19 protein-coding genes are annotated in these 18697 nt (G+C 60.9%); 11 read left to right on the plus strand and 8 right to left on the minus strand.

Annotated elements, in window-relative coordinates; genetic code table 11:
* The coding region (locus tag YA0848_RS24105; RefSeq protein ID WP_198731444.1) for an IS3 family transposase at positions 1-89 on the plus strand (89 nt) is incomplete at its 5' end.
* Between the two features lie 67 nt (positions 90-156).
* Here the strand turns inward: YA0848_RS24105 and rpoH are convergent.
* From rpoH to ftsY, 4 genes are all read right to left on the minus strand, one after another.
* Positions 157-1011: an RNA polymerase sigma factor RpoH gene (gene rpoH, locus YA0848_RS24110; RefSeq protein WP_005792286.1), complete on the minus strand. Its 855-nt coding sequence runs from the start codon at positions 1009-1011 to the stop codon at positions 157-159.
* Between the two features lie 129 nt (positions 1012-1140).
* Positions 1141-2163, minus strand: coding sequence for a permease-like cell division protein FtsX (gene ftsX, locus YA0848_RS24115; RefSeq protein ID WP_034101290.1), 1023 nt, complete (start codon positions 2161-2163; stop codon positions 1141-1143).
* On the minus strand, positions 2160-2831 hold the full coding sequence (ftsE, locus tag YA0848_RS24120) for a cell division ATP-binding protein FtsE (protein WP_003176700.1): 672 nt from the start codon (positions 2829-2831) through the stop codon (positions 2160-2162). The genes ftsX and ftsE overlap by 4 nt, the downstream gene beginning before the upstream one ends.
* Positions 2828-4204, minus strand: coding sequence for a signal recognition particle-docking protein FtsY (gene ftsY, locus YA0848_RS24125; RefSeq protein WP_169902355.1), 1377 nt, complete (start codon positions 4202-4204; stop codon positions 2828-2830). Before ftsY ends, ftsE begins: the two co-directional genes overlap by 4 nt.
* Before the next feature lie 351 nt (positions 4205-4555).
* Between ftsY and YA0848_RS24130 the strand changes: the two genes are divergently transcribed.
* Genes YA0848_RS24130 through YA0848_RS24145 form a run of 4 tightly spaced genes read left to right on the plus strand, consistent with a single transcriptional unit; the run spans position 4556 to position 9064 of the window.
* Complete coding sequence (locus YA0848_RS24130; protein WP_034101292.1) at positions 4556-5911, plus strand: M16 family metallopeptidase; 1356 nt, start codon at positions 4556-4558, stop codon at positions 5909-5911.
* A complete protein-coding gene (locus tag YA0848_RS24135) occupies positions 5904-7394 on the plus strand; it encodes a M16 family metallopeptidase (protein ID WP_169867589.1) in 1491 nt (496 codons plus the stop codon). Before YA0848_RS24130 ends, YA0848_RS24135 begins: the two co-directional genes overlap by 8 nt.
* A complete protein-coding gene (gene rsmD, locus YA0848_RS24140) occupies positions 7394-8011 on the plus strand; it encodes a 16S rRNA (guanine(966)-N(2))-methyltransferase RsmD (protein WP_034101294.1) in 618 nt (205 codons plus the stop codon). The genes YA0848_RS24135 and rsmD overlap by 1 nt, the downstream gene beginning before the upstream one ends.
* Positions 8012-8068: 57 nt before the next feature.
* Positions 8069-9064: a hydrolase gene (locus YA0848_RS24145; RefSeq protein WP_034101295.1), complete on the plus strand. Its 996-nt coding sequence runs from the start codon at positions 8069-8071 to the stop codon at positions 9062-9064.
* Between the two features lie 12 nt (positions 9065-9076).
* Here the strand turns inward: YA0848_RS24145 and YA0848_RS24150 are convergent, their stop codons facing one another.
* On the minus strand, positions 9077-9931 hold the full coding sequence (locus YA0848_RS24150) for a sulfurtransferase (protein ID WP_169902354.1): 855 nt from the start codon (positions 9929-9931) through the stop codon (positions 9077-9079).
* A gap of 33 nt (positions 9932-9964) precedes the next feature.
* Positions 9965-10636, minus strand: coding sequence for a TetR/AcrR family transcriptional regulator (locus YA0848_RS24155; RefSeq protein WP_034101297.1), 672 nt, complete (start codon positions 10634-10636; stop codon positions 9965-9967).
* A gap of 146 nt (positions 10637-10782) precedes the next feature.
* On the opposite strand from YA0848_RS24155, the gene YA0848_RS24160 reads away from it, so the two are divergent.
* The 5 genes from YA0848_RS24160 (at position 10783) to YA0848_RS24180 (ending at position 15354) form a co-directional block, all read left to right on the plus strand.
* Positions 10783-12210 (plus strand): coniferyl aldehyde dehydrogenase, encoded by a 1428-nt coding sequence (locus YA0848_RS24160; RefSeq protein WP_169902353.1) that lies wholly within the window; start codon positions 10783-10785, stop codon positions 12208-12210.
* Between the two features lie 28 nt (positions 12211-12238).
* Positions 12239-12784: a hypothetical protein gene (locus YA0848_RS24165; RefSeq protein ID WP_034101299.1), complete on the plus strand. Its 546-nt coding sequence runs from the start codon at positions 12239-12241 to the stop codon at positions 12782-12784.
* A gap of 37 nt (positions 12785-12821) precedes the next feature.
* Positions 12822-14417, plus strand: a complete 1596-nt coding sequence (locus YA0848_RS24170; RefSeq protein WP_034101765.1) for a GMC family oxidoreductase — start codon at positions 12822-12824, stop codon at positions 14415-14417.
* Positions 14418-14520: 103 nt separating this feature from the next.
* The gene (coaD, locus tag YA0848_RS24175) at positions 14521-15000 is read left to right on the plus strand and encodes a pantetheine-phosphate adenylyltransferase (protein ID WP_003176711.1); all 480 of its coding nucleotides are present in this window, start codon (positions 14521-14523) and stop codon (positions 14998-15000) included.
* Positions 15001-15102: 102 nt separating this feature from the next.
* A complete protein-coding gene (locus tag YA0848_RS24180; RefSeq protein WP_034101300.1) occupies positions 15103-15354 on the plus strand; it encodes a YfhL family 4Fe-4S dicluster ferredoxin in 252 nt (83 codons plus the stop codon).
* Positions 15355-15475: 121 nt separating this feature from the next.
* Here YA0848_RS24180 and mutM read toward each other — a convergent pair whose 3' ends face one another.
* Both mutM and YA0848_RS24190 read right to left on the minus strand, forming a co-directional pair.
* Positions 15476-16288, minus strand: coding sequence for a bifunctional DNA-formamidopyrimidine glycosylase/DNA-(apurinic or apyrimidinic site) lyase (gene mutM, locus YA0848_RS24185; protein ID WP_034101302.1), 813 nt, complete (start codon positions 16286-16288; stop codon positions 15476-15478).
* Positions 16289-16309: 21 nt separating this feature from the next.
* A complete protein-coding gene (locus tag YA0848_RS24190) occupies positions 16310-17122 on the minus strand; it encodes an HDOD domain-containing protein (protein WP_169867689.1) in 813 nt (270 codons plus the stop codon).
* Between the two features lie 266 nt (positions 17123-17388).
* On the opposite strand from YA0848_RS24190, the gene YA0848_RS24195 reads away from it, so the two are divergent.
* Positions 17389-18585 (plus strand): class I SAM-dependent rRNA methyltransferase, encoded by a 1197-nt coding sequence (locus YA0848_RS24195; RefSeq protein WP_034115369.1) that lies wholly within the window; start codon positions 17389-17391, stop codon positions 18583-18585.
* Positions 18586-18697 lie beyond the last annotated feature (112 nt).

The raw sequence follows: 18697 nt of genomic DNA on the forward strand, positions 1-18697 counted from the left end.
ACATCCATTACTACAACCATAAGCGAATCAAAACGAAGCTTGGCGGACTGAGCCCTGTAGAGTACAGAGCCCGTTCCGCTGTAGCCTAGACAATTACTGTCCAACTTTTGGGGCGCACTTCACTCCGCCATCGGGGGCAAGCCCCCTCCTACATTGTTAAGCGGCGATGGACAATTTCAGCTTGTTCATCGCGCTTTTTTCAAGCTGGCGAATCCGCTCAGCCGACACGTTGTACTTCTGCGCCAAGTCGTGCAGCGTGGCTTTTTCTTCCGCCAGCCAGCGCTGGTAAAGAATGTCACGGCTGCGCTCGTCCAGCACTTCCAGCGCTTCGTGAAGGTTGTGATTGGAGTTGTCGCTCCAATCCGCATCTTCCAACTGACGCGCCGGGTCGTACCGGTGGTCTTCCAAGTAATTGGCCGGCGATTGGAAAGCGCTGTCGTCGTCCGCTTCGGCGGCCGGGTCAAAGGCCATGTCATGGCCAGTCAGACGGCTTTCCATCTCGCGCACTTCACGGGGCTCCACGCCGAGGCTTTCGGCCACGCGGTGGACTTCCTCGTTGTTCAGCCACGCCAGGCGTTTTTTCTGGCTGCGCAGGTTGAAGAACAGCTTGCGCTGAGCCTTGGTGGTGGCGACTTTCACGATGCGCCAGTTGCGCAGGATGAACTCGTGAATTTCCGCCTTGATCCAATGCACGGCAAACGACACCAGGCGCACGCCCATTTCAGGGTTGAAGCGCTTGACCGCCTTCATCAGGCCGACGTTACCTTCTTGGATCAGATCAGCCTGGGCCAGACCGTAGCCGCTATAGCTACGGGCGATATGTACGACAAAACGCAGGTGGGCGAGCACCATCTGCCGAGCCGCCCCCAAATCCTGCTCATAGTAGAGACTCTCGGCCAGTTCACGCTCCTGCTCGGGTGTCAGCAATGGAATGCTGTTGACCGTGTGCACATAGGCTTCCAGGTTCGCACCCGGGACCAAGGCATAAGCAGGTTGCAAAGAAGTGGTCATACGAAAAAACCTCCGACTCACATAACTCGTGCAGTTCAGCACTGCGAAAATTGACCGGGAACCGTAGGACAAGTTCCCTAAACCACTGATACGGTCAATACAAACGAAACCACATTAATCTGACATTAACTACTTCGGTGCCAGCTCACGTAAATGCCGTGCGACCGCGATCCACGCACCGATATACCCCAACAATACCGCGCCGAGCAAGAGTGACAGACCATCGGCAACCGGCACGCCCGCCAGGGCGAAATCGCTGCCATACAGCCCGGCAAGCCCGACCACCGCGTCGTTAAGCCAGTTCAGCCCGAACGCCAGCACACCCCAGGACAAAATCCCTGCACCGAAGCCATAAAGCGCGCCCATGTACAGAAAAGGCCGACGCACATAGCTGTCCGTGCCGCCGACCAGTTTAATCACTTCTATCTCGGTGCGACGGTTTTCAATATGAAGACGAATGGTATTACCTATCACCAAAAGTAATGCAGACACCAACAACACCGTCAAACCGAACACAAACCGGTCACCCAGCTTGAGAATCGCGGCCAGGCGCTCTACCCAGACTAGATCAAGTTGCGCTTGTTGCACCTTGGGCAGTTCTGCGAGTTTTTGTCGCAGGGCTTCAAGGGCGGTCTTGTCGACCTCGTTCGGCGTCACCAGCACAACGCCCGGCAGCGGGTTCTGCGGCAGCTCCTTGAGCGCCTCGCCCAGGCCGGACTGTTGCTGGAACTCTTCAAGCGCCTGATCACGGCTAACGTACTCGGCATCCGCCACGCCCGGCATATTCTTGATGTCATCGCGCAGCGCTTCGCCCTCCTTGGCGCTGGCGTCCAGATTCAGATACAGCGAAATCTGCGCCGCGCGCTGCCAGGAACCACCCAGACGCTCCACATTATTGAGCAACAGCGACAAACCCATCGGCAGACTCAGGGCCACGGCCATCACCAGGCAGGTGAAAAAGCTGCCGATCGGTTGCTTGCCCAAGCGACGCAGGCTGTCCAGCAGGCTGGCGCGATGGCTTTCGATCCACGCGCGTAACAGGGTGCCGAAGTCCGGCCCGTCGTCATCGTCGTGTTTTTTCTTCTTCGGTTGCGGATCGGCGGGCTTGGGGGCCACGCGTTCGGAAACCTTGGGGCTGCGTGTTGCACTCATACGCCAGCCTCCCCGTCACCGATCAAACGACCGCGCTGCAAGGTCAGCATGCGATGGCGCATGCGCGCGATCAGCGCCAGGTCGTGACTGGCGATCAGCACGCTGGTGCCCAGTCGGTTGATGTCCTCGAACACCCCCATGATCTCGGCGGCCAGGCGCGGATCGAGGTTACCGGTAGGTTCGTCCGCCAGCAGCAAGGCCGGACGGTGAACGATGGCGCGGGCGATACCGACGCGCTGTTGCTGGCCGGTGGACAGGTCGCCGGGGTAAAGGTCGGTCTTGTCCGACAGCGCTACGCGCTCCAGGGCCGAATCCACGCGCTTGATGATCTCGGCCTTGGACAACCCGAGAATCTGCAACGGCAATGCGACGTTATTGAACACCGTGCGATCGAACAGCAACTGATGATTCTGGAACACCACGCCGATCTGGCGGCGCAGGAAAGGAATCTGCGCATTGCTGATAGTGGCCAAATCCTGGCCCGCTAACAGCAGCTTGCCGGTGGTCGGGCGTTCCATGGCCAGCAGCAGACGCAGCAGGGTGCTTTTGCCCGCGCCCGAATGGCCGGTCACAAACAAGAATTCGCCGCGACGCACTCGAAAGCTCAGCTCATGCAAGCCGACATGCCCGTTGGCATAGCGTTTACCGACCTGTTCGAATCGAATCATGAACGCTCCCGCTCGGCAAACAGTGCCTGGACAAAGGGTTCGGCTTCAAAGGTGCGCAAGTCGTCGATACCCTCACCGACACCGATATAGCGAATCGGTAACCCGAACTGTTTGGCCAAGGCGAAGATCACGCCGCCCTTGGCCGTGCCATCAAGCTTGGTCAAGGCCAGGCCGGTCAATTGCACCGTCTGGTTGAACTGCTTGGCCTGACTGATAGCGTTCTGGCCCGTGCCGGCGTCCAGCACCAGCAGCACTTCATGGGGCGCGTCGGCATCGAGCTTGCCGATCACGCGACGCACTTTTTTCAGCTCTTCCATCAAGTTGTCTTTGGTGTGCAGGCGACCGGCGGTATCGGCAATCAGCACATCGATGTTACGGGCCTTGGCGGCCTGCACAGCATCGAAGATTACCGACGCGGAATCGGCGCCGGTGTGCTGGGCGATAACCGGGATCTTATTGCGCTCACCCCAGACTTGCAGTTGCTCCACGGCGGCGGCGCGGAAGGTGTCGCCGGCGGCGAGCATGACTTTTTTGCCTTCCGACTGCAGCTTCTTGGCCAACTTGCCAATGGTGGTGGTTTTACCGGCGCCGTTGACGCCTACCACCAGAATCACAAATGGTTTGTTCGGCGTGATCACCAGCGGCGCTTCGACCGGTTTGAGCATCGCGGCCAGTTCGGCCTGCAGAGACTTGTAGAGCGCGTCGGCATCGGTCAACTGTTTGCGCGCGACCTTCTGGGTCAGGCTCTGGATGATCACCGCAGTGGCTTCGACGCCGACGTCAGCGGTCAGCAGACGGGTTTCAATGTCTTCGAGCAATTCGTCATCGATGGTCTTTCGGCCCAGGAACAGGCTAGCCATGCCTTCGCCGATACTGGCGCTGGTCTTGCTGAGGCCCTGCTTGAGGCGGGCAAAGAAACCGGTCTTGCTGGTTTCGGCGGGCGCCGGGGCGATGACCACAGGCGCGACCTCCTGCACTGGCACCGCAGCGGGCGTCGGCTCGACGACCACAGGTTGCAGCTCGGGCTCGATCACCGGCGGAATCGGCGGCACCACATGCTCAGCCTGCACATCGTCGACCAGCGCAACAGGCTCCTCGGCCACCGGCAGTTCCGGCCACGGCTTGTGCTCTGGCTCTGGCTCTGGCGCCGCTTCGACCACCGGCTGCAATACCGGCTCGGCCAGAGGCAACACCACGGGCGCCGGTGTCTCGGCAACCGGTGCGGCTTCTATAAGAGGCTCGGGAATAGGCTCAGGTTGAACCTGGGGCTGTTCGACGACGGTTTCCTGCGGCTTTTTGCGCAGCCATCCGAACAGGCCTTTTTTCTCGCCAGCCGCAGCTGGGGTCTTCTTGTCGTCGTTGGAACCAAACATGGAGGACGGCTATCTCAAAGTAGCGACGCGCCAGGGCGCCTCGGTAAATAAAATTCGATGCAGAACAGACTGCTTTAACGCCCGCTTGTTCATGCGCAACATTTTGTAAGGCCAAATAAAGCCTCAGGAAAACGATTCAATACAGGGCTTTAGCGACACATAATCGGCGAAAAATAGAATAACTTCAGGGAAAACCACTGCTTATTCCATGTTTCCTACGGTTACATACGAGGCGTCGTAAACACCCCGAGCCTGATAGCCGTGGCCGTCGTTAAATCGGATCAGTATCCTAGCACCTCCTCGCCCGCCGACGCTAAGACCAAGCGGGCCGCCCAACAGGTTAAAAAACGAATGAATGCTCTCGCCCGCCGCGCCGCAGGCCTGCTGTTCAGCACAGTTTGTCTGCCTCTTTCAGCCTTGGCTGCCGATCCACAACCGACCCATGAATTCACCCTCGATAACGGCCTCAAGGTGGTCGTACGCGAAGACCATCGCGCGCCGGTGGTGGTTTCCCAGGTTTGGTACAAGGTCGGCTCAAGCTATGAAACCCCGGGCCAGACCGGTTTGTCCCACGCTCTGGAGCACATGATGTTCAAGGGCAGCGCCAAGGTCGGCCCGGGCGAAGCCTCGCTGATCCTGCGCGACCTCGGCGCCGAAGAAAATGCGTTTACCAGCGATGACTACACCGCCTACTACCAAGTGCTGGCCCGCGACCGCCTGGGCGTGGCCTTCGAGTTGGAAGCGGACCGCATGGCCAGCCTGCGCTTGCCGGCCGACGAATTCAGCCGCGAGATCGAGGTGATCAAGGAAGAGCGCCGCCTGCGCACCGACGACAACCCGATGTCCAAAGCCTTCGAACGCTTCAAGGCGATGGCTTTCCCGGCCAGCGGTTACCACACGCCGACCATCGGCTGGATGGCAGACCTGGAGCGCATGAAGGTCGAAGAGCTGCGTCACTGGTACCAATCCTGGTATGTGCCCAATAACGCTACCCTGGTGGTGGTCGGCGACGTGACTCCGGACGAGGTGAAGAACCTGGCCCAGCGCTACTTCGGCCCGATCCCCAAACGTGACGTGCCACCAGCCAAGATCCCCATGGAGCTGGCCGAACCCGGCGAGCGCCTACTGACAATGCGCGTGCAGACCCAACTGCCAAGCGTAATCCTCGGCTTTAACGTACCCGGCCTCGCCACTGCCGAGGACAAACGCTCGGTGCAGGCCCTGCGCCTGATCTCGGCTCTGCTGGATGGCGGCTATAGCGCGCGTATTTCCGAGCAATTGGAACGTGGCGAAGAGCTGGTATCCGCCGCCTCTACCAATTACGACGCCTATACCCGTGGCGACACCCTATTCACCCTCTCGGCCACGCCGAACCAGCAGAAGAAAAAGACCATCGCCCAAGCCGAGGCCGGCCTGTGGCGCCTGCTGGACGAATTGAAAGCCAAACCGCCGACCGCTGAAGAACTGGAACGCATCCGTGCCCAGGTCATCGCCGGCCTGGTCTATCAGCGGGACTCCATCACCAGCCAGGCCACGGCCATCGGCTCCCTGGAGACGGTGGGGCTGTCATGGAAACTCATGGACAGCGAACTCGCCGACCTGCAAAGCGTGACCCCGCAAGACATCCAGAAAGCCGCCCGCACCTACTTCACCCGCGAACGTTTGAGCGTCGCCCATGTTCTGCCCGAGGAGACCGCTCATGAGTGATCGCAAAAGCAGCCGTCTGATTCTGCCCGGCTTGATCGCCGTCACCTTGATCGCCGCGAGCGCCGTGTACTTCCTGCGGCCCAGCGAGTCGGTTGCCAGCCAGGCGCTGGATCAAGCGCAATCGGCCAACAAGCTGCAATCCCTGGCAGAACTGGACGGCAAGGCGCCGACCAACCGCAAGCTGGATGTGCAGACCTGGACCACCGCCGAAGGCGCCAAGGTACTGTTCGTCGAAGCCCATGAACTGCCTATGTTCGATATGCGCATCCTGTTCGCCGCCGGCAGCAGCCAGGACGGCGACGTGCCAGGTCTGGCGTTGATGACCAACGCCATGCTTAACGAAGGCGCGCCGGGCAAGGATGTCAGCCAGATCGCCAGCGGCTTTGAAGGTCTGGGCGCCGACTTCGGCAATGGCGCCTACCGCGACATGGCGCTGGTATCCCTGCGCAGCCTCAGCGACAGTGGCAAGCGCGATGCCGCCCTGGCGCTATTCGATCAGGTGATCGGTCAACCGACTTTCCCGGCCGATTCCCTGGCGCGCATCAAGAACCAGATCCTCGCCGGCTTCGAGTATCAGAAGCAGAACCCCGCCAAACTGGCGAGCCTTGAGTTGTTCAAGCGTCTATATGGCAATCATCCGTATGCCCATGCCAGTGAAGGCACGCCAGAAAGCGTGCCGAAAATCACCCTGGCGCAGTTGCAGGCCTTTCACGCCAAAGCTTATGCCGCCGGCAATGCGGTGATTGCGGTAGTGGGCGACTTGTCCCGCCCCGAAGCCGAAGCCATGACCGCCAAGGTGTCCGCCTCGCTGCCCAAGGGCCCTGCCCTGCCGAAAATCGCCCAGCCCACCGAGCCCAAGGCCGGCCTGAGCCACATCGAGTTCCCATCTAAACAGACTCATCTGCTGCTCGCCCAACTGGGCATCGACCGGGCCGATCCGGACTACGCAGCCTTGTCCCTGGGCAACCAGATCCTCGGTGGCGGCGGTTTCGGCACACGCTTGATGAGCGAAGTACGCGAGAAGCGCGGCCTGACCTATGGCGTGTACTCCGGTTTCTCGCCGATGCAGGTGCGTGGCCCGTTCATGATCAACCTGCAGACCCGCGCCGAAATGAGCGGCGGCACCCTGCGTCTGGTGGAGCAAGTGCTGGCCGATTACCTCAAGACCGGCCCGACCCAGAAGGAGCTGGATGACGCCAAGCGCGAGCTGGCCGGCAGCTTCCCGCTCTCGACCGCGAGCAACGCCGATATCGTCGGCCAGCTGGGGGCGATGGGTTTCTACAACCTGCCGCTGAGCTATCTGGAAGATTTCATGAAACAATCCCAGGCTTTGACCGTAGAGCAGGTCAAGGCTGCGCTGAACAAACACTTGAGCGCCGACAAGATGGTCATCGTGACCGCCGGCCCGACCATTGCGCAGAAGCCACTACCGCCCCCTACTGATAAACCCGCCGAGCAGCCGCTCGGGGTCCCGGAGCATTAATGGCCAGTTCATCTCGCCCGAAAAAACCTGTTCACAACGTACATAACGGTGTGGGCCAACTGCGCATCATTGGCGGTGAGTGGGGCAGCCGCAAGCTGAGCTTCCCCGACGTGGTGGGCCTGCGCCCAACGCCGGATCGCGTGCGCGAAACCTTGTTCAACTGGCTCGCGCCGTACATCGGCGGGGCCAAGGTGCTGGACCCGTTCGCCGGCAGTGGCGCGTTGTTCCTGGAAGCGTTGTCCCGTGGCGCCGCCCAGGCCCAGGCGTTGGACGCCAGCAACGTCGCTGTGTCCAGCCTCAAGGAGCATCTGGGCACCCTGCGCTGCACCAATGGTCAGGTGCAAACCGCCGACGCCCTGCGCTATCTGGAAACCCAGCCCGCCAGTGAATATGACGTGGTATTCCTCGACCCACCGTTCAACCAGAACCTGTTGCCCACCGTGTGCGCGCTGCTGGAAGAACGCCAATGGCTGGCAGCCGATGCGTGGATCTACACTGAAAGCGAAACCGCACCCTCTACCCTGGGCCTGCCTGGCGCATGGCGCCTGCATCGGGAGCAAAAATCCGGACGGGTGTTTTACGCGTTGTGGCATCGGTTGGTCGAAAGCGGCGCTTAATGTTTTTCAGCACGCGGATTCTTGTGGCGGGCAGGCTCGCCACAGACTGAGAGTTTCATGACACCGACCTCCGACCTGTTTACCCCCGCCTTCGGCCTCGGCAACCCCCACTTGCAAACACTGTGGGGGCCGCTGTTGCGCCCCACAACCCATATTGAGCGCCAACGCGAGCGTCTATGGCTGGACGACGGCGACTTTCTCGACCTTGACTGGCACGGCCCTCACGACGCACACGTGCCGCTGGTGCTGGTGCTGCATGGGTTGACCGGCTCATCCAACTCCCCCTATGTCGCGGGCTTGCAGAAAGTCCTCGCCGGTCAGGGCTGGGCCAGCGTCGCGCTGAACTGGCGGGGCTGCTCCGGCGAGCCGAACCTGTTGGCGCGCAGCTACCACTCCGGCGCCAGCGAAGACCTCGCGGCGACCATTACGCACCTGCGCGCCAAGCGACCGTTGGCGCCCTTGTACGCGGTGGGTTACTCCCTGGGTGGCAACGTGTTGCTCAAGCATTTAGGGGAAACAGGGGAAATGTCCGGCCTGCAAGGCGCAGCGGCGGTGTCGGTGCCGTTTCGCCTGGATCAGTGCGCCGATCGCATCGGGCTGGGGTTTTCGCGGGTGTATCAGAAGCACTTCATGCGCGAAATGCTCACGTATATCCGCCTCAAGCAACGCCGCTTCCTACAGGATGGCCAGGTGGAGGGATTGAAAACCCTGGAGGCCCTCGGCTCGCTGGAGAAGATGCGCACGTTTTGGGACTTCGACGGCCGGGTCACCGCGCCGCTGCACGGTTTTCTGAGTGCCGAGGATTATTACCGCCGCGCGTCGAGCCGTTACTATCTGGGCGGCATCCGCACCCCAACCCTGATTATCCAGGCCGCCGATGACCCGTTCGTGTTTGCCCATAGCTTGCCTGAGGCCAGCGAGCTATCGGATTGCACCGAGTTTGAGCTAACGACCAAGGGTGGCCATGTGGGCTTTGTCGATGGCTCACTGAAACGCCCCGGCTACTACCTGGAGCGTCGAATACCTCAATGGCTATTGGCACAACACGGCTAAACGAGTGGGCGGTCAATCGCCCGTAGCAATCGCCCGTTTCGAATCGGTGATCCACTCGCTCCACGACCCCGCATACAACTTACCCAGTGGATAACCCGCCAGGCTCAGGGCGAACAGGTTGTGGCACGCCGTCACCCCCGAACCGCAATAGGCCACCAGTTCTTCCGGCGAGCGCCCCTGCAACTGTGCGGCGAAGCGTTGCTTGAGTTGTTCCGCTGGCAGAAAGCGCCCGTCGCTGCCGAGGTTTTCATTGAATGCCGCGCACTGCGCACCGGGAATATGCCCGGCAATTGGGTCGATGGGTTCGACTTCGCCGCGAAAACGCGCGGGGGCGCGGGCATCGATCAAGGTCATGCCCGGCTGGCCCAGGCGTTCTTGCAGGTGTTCGGCGTCCAGCAGCAGATGATTGTCCGGCTGGCCGACAAAGCTCCCAGGTTCGGTTACCGGCACGCCAAGGCTCAATGGGAACCCGGCGCTGTGCCAAGCCTTGAGGCCGCCATCCAGAATGGATACGCCGTCGCGCTTGCCCAGCCAGGCCAGCAGCCACCATGCCCGCGCGGCATAAGCGCCGGGGCCGTCGTCGTACAGCACGACATCAGTGTCGGCACTGATGCCCCAGGCCCGCAGTTGCTCGGCGAAGGTGTCCGCCGCCGGTAAAGGGTGGCGGCCGGTCACGCCTCTTACCACCTGACCGCTGAGGTGGCGCTCAAGATCGGCATATTGCGCGCCCTCGATATGGCCTTCGGCATAGCTGCAACGCCCGTATTCCGGGTCTTCCAGGGCGAAACGGCAATCCAGGATTACCAAACCTCCGGCCTTGCGGCGCTCGGCCAATTGCTGGGGGCTGATCAGTTGGGCAAGCGGCATGGCGGACTCCTGTAAACAGATTCGAGAAAGGGCCTACTTCACTTCTTCCAGTGCCTGATTCAACGGCACGTAAAACTCTTTGAACAGTGCGTCCACCGCGTCTTTCGCCTGGGGCGTGACGAAGCCGGCCTCCAGCACCAGCACCTGATACACCCCGCGCTTGATCGCTTCGGCACTCAGATGGGCAGAATTCTCATTGGTGGTGCACAAAAAACGCACCCAGGAAGTGAGGATAATCCAGGCATTCAGGGTCAGGGCTTCGGTTTGCACCGGGTCCATATTGAGAATGCCGGCATCGACAAACCCCTGGTAGATAGCGCCGCCCTGGATCAGGCAACGCTGGGAAAAACGCCGATAGCCAGTGGCCAATTCCGGGTCGCTTTCCAGCAGGTGCTCAAGGTCGCGGTGCAGGAAACGGTAGCGCCACATGCCGGCCAATACGGCTTGCAGGTAGAAACGCTTATCCTCCACCTGCATCGCACGCCCTTGGGGCGGACGCAGGAAACTGTCCACCAGCGCTTCGTACTCGCGAAACAGCACGGCGATGATCGCCTGCTTGTTGGGAAAGTGGTAGTACAGGTTGCCCGGCGAAATTTCCATATGGGCGGCGATATGGTTGGTGCTGATACTGCGCTCGCCCTGCTGGTTAAAAAGCTCCAGGCTGGTTTGCACAATACGCTCGCTGGTCTTTACTCGTGGTGCCATAGGGGATCAGCTTCTATACACGGGATGGAGCATCTTACGGGCTATCCCGGCCTGGATAAATCCATCATGTTGCTGCAATGTTATTTGACAATTTAGAGTAATGACTCTAAAAATCCACGCAGACCAATAACAATCGGTACTGCGCCATGTCTGCCAACGTTGCCTACCTGCAAGATTCTCAGGCACTGGATCAACTCCAGGGTCTGTTCGACGCACAGCAGCGTGCCTACGCTGCCAATCCCATGCCGCCGGCTGCGCAGCGTCAACAATGGCTCAAAGCCCTGCGGGATCTGCTCAGCAATGAACGCCAGGCGTTGATCGATGCGATCAGCCAGGACTTCAGCCACCGCAGTGCCGACGAAACCCTCTTCGCCGAACTGATGCCCAGCCTGCATGGCATTCACTACGCCAGCAAACACCTCAAGCGTTGGATGAAACCCTCCCGACGCGCCGTAGGCATTGCCTTCCAACCGGCGTCAGCCAAAGTCATCTATCAGCCGTTGGGAGTGGTGGGCGTCATCGTGCCGTGGAACTACCCGCTGTACCTGGCCATCGGCCCGTTGGTCGGCGCGTTGGCGGCCGGTAACCGGGTCATGCTCAAGCTCAGTGAATCCACGCCGGCCACCGGGCAACTGCTCAAGACGTTGCTGGCGAGAATTTTCCCCGAAGACCTGGTGTGCGTGGTGCTCGGCGAGGCCGATATGGGGATCGCGTTTTCCCGGCTGCGCTTCGATCACTTGCTCTTCACCGGCGCCACCAGTATCGGCAAGCATGTAATGCGCGCGGCGGCGGAACACCTCACGCCGGTGACCCTGGAACTGGGCGGCAAATCGCCCGCCATCGTTTCCACGGATGTACCGCTCAAGGACGCAGCCGAACGCATCGCCTTCGGCAAAGCGCTGAACGCCGGGCAGACCTGCGTGGCGCCGGATTACGTGATGGTGCCAGAAGACCGCGTCGAGGGGTTTGTCGAGGCTTACAGCAACGCCGTTCGCGGGTTTTATCCCACGCTGGTCGACAACCCGGACTACACCGCGATTATCAATGAGCGACAACTGGCCAGGCTCAACGCCTACGTCAAGGACGCCACAGACAAGGGCGCCACCCTGATTCCGCTGTACGACCAAAGCCAGGCGCGACGCATGCCTCACAGCCTGCTTCTTAACGTCAGCGACGACATGACCGTGATGCAGGACGAAATCTTCGGCCCGGTGCTGCCGATCGTGCCGTATCGCGGCATCGATCAGGCCTTTGCCTACATCAACCAACGGCCTCGCCCGCTGGCGCTGTACTACTTCGGCTACAACAAGGGCGAACAACAGCGCGTGCTGCACGAAACCCATTCCGGTGGTGTGTGCCTGAACGACACCCTGCTGCACGTCGCCCAGGACGATATGCCGTTCGGCGGCATCGGCCCCTCGGGCATGGGCCACTACCACGGTCACGAAGGTTTCCTGACGTTCAGCAAGGCCAAGGGGGTGCTGATCAAGCAACGTCTGAACGCGGCGAAGCTGATCTACCCGCCCTACGGCAAGGCCATACAGAAGTTGATCCAGAAGCTGTTCGTCCGCTGATTCCGCCACCTACGGGATAACAACAACAATGAACCCTAGCCTCACGGATTCCCCCGCGCTGTCACGGCGCGGCGTCTTGAAAATCGGCCTGTGCGCCAGTGCCTTCCTGGCCACAGCAGGGCTGGGCGCCAGCCTCACTGGCTGCTCCAGCAGCACTCCGGCCAGCGGCTTTGCCATGCTGCGCAACAGCGATCTGCCGTTTTTGCGCGCAGTGATCCCTGTCTTACTGGAGGGCGTGGCCAGCGCCCAGGCGGTCGCCAGCGGCATCGACGGCACTCTGAAAAAACTCGACTTCAGTCTGCAGCACCTGTCGCCGGAAATGTTCAAGCTCACCCAGCAATTGTTCGACGTGCTGAGCCTGGGCCTCACTCGCGGCCCGCTCACCGGAATCTGGGGCAGTTGGGAAAACGCCAGCGCTGAACAGATCCGCCACTTTCTGCAGCGCTGGGAAAACAGTTACCTGAACCTGCTCCGCATGGGCCAGGGCTCGCTGCTCAAGCTGGTGATCATGGCCTGGTACTTCCAGCCGGTGTCCTGGGCCCATTGCGGCTACCCCGGGCCGCCGAAGATCTGATCCGCATCCCCCACAATAAAAACAAGAGATGACCCTGATGCCCGTACCCGATCTGTTCCGCGAAGGCCTGGCCCGTGGCTGGAAAACCCACAATGGCAGCGCCCTCGATCAAGACCTGACCCTGGAAGCCGACGTGGCGATCATCGGCAGCGGCGCTGGGGGCGGCACCACTGCTGAAATCCTCAGCGCGGCCGGTTACAAGGTGCTGCTGATCGAAGAAGGCCCGCTCAAGACCAGCAGCGACTTCAAGTTGCTTGAGGACGAGGCCTACACCAGCCTGTATCAGGAAGGCATTGGCCGCATGAGCAAGGACGGGGCGATCACCATCCTCCAGGGCCGTGCGGTGGGCGGTACGACACTGATCAATTGGACCTCCAGTTTTCGTACACCGGACGCGACCCTTTCCCACTGGGCCAGCGAATATGCGGTCAAGGGCCACAGCAGCGCCGAGATGGCGCCGTGGTTCGAAAAAATGGAGCAACGCCTGGGCATCGCCCCGTGGGCCGTCCCGCCCAACCCCAACAACGATGTGATCCGCAAGGGCTGCGAAAAACTCGGCTACAGCTGGCATGTGATCCCGCGCAACGTGCGTGGCTGCTTTAACTTGGGTTATTGCGGCATGGGCTGCCCGGTCAATGCCAAGCAATCGATGCTGGTCACCACCATCCCCTCCACCTTGGAACGCGGCGGGGAGCTGCTCTACCTGGCGCGGGCCGAGCATTTCAAATACCGCGGCGACACCGTCAGCAGCCTGGAATGCATGGCGATGGACGCCCGCTGCGTAGCACCCACAGGGCGCAAAATCACGGTCAACGCCAAACACTATGTACTGGCCGGGGGCGGCATCAACAGCCCGGCGTTGCTAATGCGTTCGGACGCGCCGGACCCACATTCGCGGCTGGGCAAGCGGACCTTTCTGCACTTGGTGAATTTCTCCGCGGCGCTGTTCGACGAGGTGATCAACCCGTTCTACGGCGCGCCGCAGTCGATCTACTCCGACCATTTCCAATGGCAGGACGGCACTACCGGTAAAATGTCCTACAAACTCGAAGCGCCACCGCTGCATCCGGCGCTGGCCAGCACTCTGCTGGGCGGCTACGGCACACAGAATGCGCTGGATATGAGCCAGTTGCCCAATACCCACGCGATGCTGGCGTTGCTGCGCGACGGTTTCCACCCTGACAGCCCGGGCGGCAATGTGGAACTGCGCGGCGACGGCACGCCAGTGCTTGACTATCAGGTCTCAGACTACGCCTGGGACGGTCTACGCCGGGCCTTCCAGAGCATGGCCGAGATCCAGTTCGCGGCGGGCGCCAAGTCCGTCAAACCGCTGCATCACGATGCACGCTATGTGAAAACCCTGGCCGAAGCCCGCACGCTGATCGAGGGCCTCAACCTGGAACTGCACCGCACCTGCCTGGGCAGCGCCCATGTGATGGGCGGTTGCGCCATGGGTGAAGACCCCAAAATGGCCGTGGCCGACAGCCTTGGCCGTCATCACCAATTGCGCAATCTGTCCATCCACGATGGCTCATTATTCCCCACCAGCATCGGGGCGAACCCGCAATTGTCGGTGTATGGATTGACCGCGAAACTGGCGACTTCATTGGCCGAACGTCTGAAAACGGCGTGAAAACACCTAGGATTCACGGCATTTATCTACGTAAGTCGACTTGGCCGACCGGGAAGGCTGCGATACCATCCGGTTCCCCAACGGACTCCGCCAGGACGACGCGATGAACCGAGTGTTGTACCCAGGTACCTTCGACCCGATTACCAAAGGCCATGGCGATTTGGTCGAACGCGCCTCTCGCTTGTTCGACCATGTGATCATCGCGGTCGCTGCCAGCCCCAAGAAAAACCCGCTGTTTCCCCTGGAACAGCGCGTGGAGCTGGCGCGAGAGGTCACCAAGCATCTGCCTAACGTGGAAGTCGTCGGCTTCTCCACGTTGTTGGCGCACTTCGCCAAAGAGCAGAACGCCAATGTATTTTTGCGTGGCCTGCGTGCGGTGTCGGACTTTGAATACGAATTCCAACTGGCCAACATGAACCGCCAACTGGCGCCGGATGTCGAGAGCCTGTTCCTCACGCCGTCGGAGCGTTATTCATTTATTTCCTCGACGTTGGTCCGAGAAATCGCGGCATTGGGCGGGGATATCACCAAGTTCGTGCATCCGGCCGTGGCCGATGCGCTGACGCTGCGCTTCAAGAAGTAAGACCGCTCAATCGGCGCCTGCTCGCACTGCGGGCGTCAATGCGGCACAATTGCGCGCATTCGTTTTCAGATGCCTTGGCTGACGGCCCTGGCAGGAGTTTCCATGTCCCTGATCATCACCGACGATTGCATCAATTGCGACGTCTGCGAACCCGAGTGTCCGAACGCTGCAATCTCTCAAGGCGAAGAGATCTACGTGATTGACCCCAACCTCTGCACCCAGTGCGTCGGCCATTACGACGAACCTCAATGCCAGCAGGTGTGCCCGGTCGATTGCATTCCGCTGGATGAAGCCCATCCGGAGACGCAAGAGCAGTTGATGGATAAGTACCGGAAGATTACCGCTAAGAATTGAGCCCATTTAGTGCCTGTTAGGGCCTTATCGGGGGCAAGCCCCCTCTCACATTTTTTGAATGTATTCACAAACTGTGGGAGTGGGCTTGCCCCCGATAGCGATACCAGCCGTCACCCAGCAATCAGCTCTGGCACCTGGGGCAAAACACACTGGCCCGCTGCCCCAGCACCACATTGCGCAGCTCAGTCCCGCAGACCTTGCACGCCTCGCCGCCTCGGCCGTAGACGAACAGTTCCTGCTGGAAGTACCCCGGCTGCCCGTCGCCACCAATGAAATCCCGCAATGTCGTGCCGCCGCGCTCGATGGCCGCCGCCAGCACGCGCTTGATCTCGATCGCGAGTTTTAAATAACGCCCGCGTGAAATGCCGCCGGCCGCGCGACGCGGATCGATCCCCGCCGCAAACAACGCTTCCGTCGCATAGATATTGCCCACACCCACCACCACCGCGTTGTCCATGATGAACGGCTTGACCGCCATGGACTTGCCGCGCGACTGTTGAAACAGGCGCTCGCCGTCGAACAGGTCGGTCAACGGTTCCGGCCCCAGGCGCAGCAGCAGCTCGTGGTTGTGCGGGTCCTGGCTCCAGAGCATCGCGCCGAAACGCCGCGGGTCGGTGTAGCGCAGGGCCAGGCCGGATTCGAGTTCGATGTCCACATGCTCATGCTTGGCCGCCGGCATGCCGGTTTCCACCAGACGCAAATTACCGGACATGCCCAAGTGGCTGATCAGGGTGCCCACTTCGGCATTGATCAACAGGTACTTGGCACGCCGTTCCACCAGCACGATGCGCTGCCCGGAGAGGCGCACATCCAGGTCTTCGGGAATCGGCCAGCGCAGGCGCCGCTCGCGCACCACCACACGGCTGACGCGCTGCCCCTCCAGGTGCGGGGCGATCCCGCGTCGGGTGGTTTCGACTTCAGGTAACTCGGGCATGTACGCCTCTTGGGTAATAAATCAGTTCGCGCCCAATTCGCGGATCGACAACTTCATGCTCTCGAAGTCGTAGTCCGACAGGCCTACGTAATCGAGCACCAGGTGGCCAATGGCGTTCCACTCATGGTCCACCGACTGGTTGCCCAGCACCCGATAGGACGCGCAGATGTGCTCGGCCATTTTCAGGATCGCCAACAAGTTCTTCAGCGGTGCATTGCGCGAGGACTCATCGCTGAAAACCGCCAGGGCGTTGTGGTGGTTGGCAATCGCGTCGGTCACATGTTCCGGCAAACGCCAGGACTTGGCGGTGTAGTAACCCACCACCGCATGGTTGGTATTGAACGCGTTGTTCTCGGTATCGACCACGCGGCAGTCCGGCCCGGCGTTGGCATAGGCCTCTTCGAGCACCGCCATATAGTTGGGGAAACGTTTGAGCATCAGCGGCACGCCGCAATCGTGGAACAGCCCCAGGGCATAGGCTTCGTCCACCGCCTGAGAACCAGTGCGCTTGGCCACGGTCAGGCTGGTCATGGCCACATCCTGAGCGGTGTCCCAGAAGCGGTTGAGGGTGACGATGGTTTCATCGCTCATCTCGCCGCGGATCGACAGAGCGTTGATAAGGTTGATCACCGAACGGCTGCCCAGCAGGTTCACCGCGCGTTGGATCGAGGCGATCTTGTTGCTCAGGCCGTAATGCGCCGAGTTGACGATTTTCAGCAGCGCGCCGGACAGGCCTGGGTCCTGGGAGATCAGCCGCGCGATCACGTCCAGATCCGGATCGGGCATGTACTGCTCCATCTGCAAATCCACCATGATCTGCGGCTGCGGCGGCACGCTGATGCCTTGCAGGGCCTGTTGAATCTGTTCGGCGGTAAGCTCTTGGGACATAAGTACACACTCCGGGCTAGGCCGCGATTCTAACCCCTAAGCAAAGCTGACCGACACCTCAAAAACCCGATCAATGTGGGAGTTGGCTTGCCTGCGATAGCATCGCCGCCGTACGTCAGATACACCGCGCCGTCGGCATCGCAGGCAAGCCAGCTCCCACATGAACCGGCGCGCAAAGGGTATACTCCCGCTCTTTTTTCCGGAGCGACGTCATGTCCCTGCCAAGCCTGCGTCTCAAAGCCAACGCCGATCGTCGTTTGCGCAACGGCCACCTGTGGGTCTACAGCAACGAAATCGACGTGGCCGCCACCCCACTCCACGGCTTCCAGGCAGGCGACCAAGCCATCCTGGAAGCTGCCGGCGGCAAGACCCTGGGCATCGTGGCCATGAGCCCGAACAATCTGATCTGCGCCCGCCTGCTGTCGCGCGACATCAAGTTGCCATTGGACAAGTCGCTGCTGGTGCACCGCCTGAACGTTGCCCTGTCCCTGCGTGATCGCCTGTTCGACAAGCCGTTCTACCGCCTGGTCTACGGCGATTCCGACCTGCTGCCGGGCTTGGTGGTCGACCGTTTCGGCGACATTCTGGTGGTGCAGATCGCCTCGGCGACCATGGAAGCCCATAAAGACGACGTGATCGCCGCGCTGACCCAAGTGCTCAAGCCCAGCGGCATCCTGTTCAAGAACGACTCCGCCGCACGCGACGCCGAAGGTCTGAACCGTTACGTCGAAACCGTGTTCGGCCTGGTGCCGGAGTGGGTGGCGCTGGAAGAAAACGGCGTGAAGTTCGAAGCCCCGGTGATCCAGGGCCAGAAAACCGGTTGGTTCTACGACCACCGCATGAACCGCGCCCGTCTGGCGCCGTATGCCAAAGGCAAACGCGTACTGGACCTGTACAGCTACATCGGCGGCTGGGGCGTGCAAGCCGCGGCGTTCGGCGCCAGTGAAGTGTTCTGCGTCGACGCTTCGGCCTTCGCCCTTGACGGCGTGGAGCGCAACGCCGCGCTGAACGGCTTCGCCGAGAAAATGACCTGCATCGAAGGCGACGTTTTTGAAGCCCTCAAGGAACTCAAAGCCAGCGAAGAGCGCTTCGACGTGATCGTCGCCGACCCACCGGCCTTCATCAAACGCAAAAAAGACATGAAAAACGGCGAAGGCGCTTACCGCCGCCTCAACGAGCAAGCCATGCGCCTGCTCAGCAAGGACGGCATCCTGGTCAGCGCTTCGTGCTCCATGCACCTGCCGGAAGACGATCTGCAAAACATCCTGCTGACCAGCGCCCGCCACCTGGACCGCAATATCCAGATGCTGGAGCGCGGCGGCCAGGGCCCGGACCATCCGGTGCACCCGGCGATCGTGGAGACGCGGTATATCAAGAGCATTACGTGCCGGTTGTTGCCCAATAGCTGATGCTGGCCTGACCGTTCATTTGTAAACGGCTCATGTGTGGGGGCAGCCGCCCCCACACTTCTTTGCGAAATTTCAGACAGCACTGATCGCCCTATGGGGCATTGACCGGGTC

The organism is Pseudomonas sp. S4_EA_1b (assembly GCF_016307435.1).
GTDB lineage: Bacteria > Pseudomonadota > Gammaproteobacteria > Pseudomonadales > Pseudomonadaceae > Aquipseudomonas > Aquipseudomonas rhodesiae.

Bases quoted from the DNA above. Each gene is read 5' to 3' on its own strand.
- YA0848_RS24150 (WP_169902354.1), bottom strand. From the start codon at position 9,931: ATGCCGCTTGCCCAACTGATCAGCCCCCAGCAATTGGCCGAGCGCCGC.
- YA0848_RS24195 (WP_034115369.1), top strand. From the start codon at position 17,389: ATGTCCCTGCCAAGCCTGCGTCTCAAAGCCAACGCCGATCGTCGTTTG.
- rpoH (WP_005792286.1), bottom strand. From the start codon at position 1,011: ATGACCACTTCTTTGCAACCTGCTTATGCCTTGGTCCCGGGTGCGAAC.
- YA0848_RS24130 (WP_034101292.1), top strand. From the start codon at position 4,556: ATGAATGCTCTCGCCCGCCGCGCCGCAGGCCTGCTGTTCAGCACAGTT.
- YA0848_RS24165 (WP_034101299.1), top strand. From the start codon at position 12,239: ATGAACCCTAGCCTCACGGATTCCCCCGCGCTGTCACGGCGCGGCGTC.
- YA0848_RS24135 (WP_169867589.1), top strand. From the start codon at position 5,904: ATGAGTGATCGCAAAAGCAGCCGTCTGATTCTGCCCGGCTTGATCGCC.
- ftsE (WP_003176700.1), bottom strand. From the start codon at position 2,831: ATGATTCGATTCGAACAGGTCGGTAAACGCTATGCCAACGGGCATGTC.
- YA0848_RS24180 (WP_034101300.1), top strand. From the start codon at position 15,103: ATGTCCCTGATCATCACCGACGATTGCATCAATTGCGACGTCTGCGAA.
- YA0848_RS24160 (WP_169902353.1), top strand. From the start codon at position 10,783: ATGTCTGCCAACGTTGCCTACCTGCAAGATTCTCAGGCACTGGATCAA.
- coaD (WP_003176711.1), top strand. From the start codon at position 14,521: ATGAACCGAGTGTTGTACCCAGGTACCTTCGACCCGATTACCAAAGGC.
- rsmD (WP_034101294.1), top strand. From the start codon at position 7,394: ATGGCCAGTTCATCTCGCCCGAAAAAACCTGTTCACAACGTACATAAC.
- YA0848_RS24155 (WP_034101297.1), bottom strand. From the start codon at position 10,636: ATGGCACCACGAGTAAAGACCAGCGAGCGTATTGTGCAAACCAGCCTG.
- mutM (WP_034101302.1), bottom strand. From the start codon at position 16,288: ATGCCCGAGTTACCTGAAGTCGAAACCACCCGACGCGGGATCGCCCCG.
- ftsY (WP_169902355.1), bottom strand. From the start codon at position 4,204: ATGTTTGGTTCCAACGACGACAAGAAGACCCCAGCTGCGGCTGGCGAG.
- YA0848_RS24170 (WP_034101765.1), top strand. From the start codon at position 12,822: ATGCCCGTACCCGATCTGTTCCGCGAAGGCCTGGCCCGTGGCTGGAAA.
- ftsX (WP_034101290.1), bottom strand. From the start codon at position 2,163: ATGAGTGCAACACGCAGCCCCAAGGTTTCCGAACGCGTGGCCCCCAAG.
- YA0848_RS24145 (WP_034101295.1), top strand. From the start codon at position 8,069: ATGACACCGACCTCCGACCTGTTTACCCCCGCCTTCGGCCTCGGCAAC.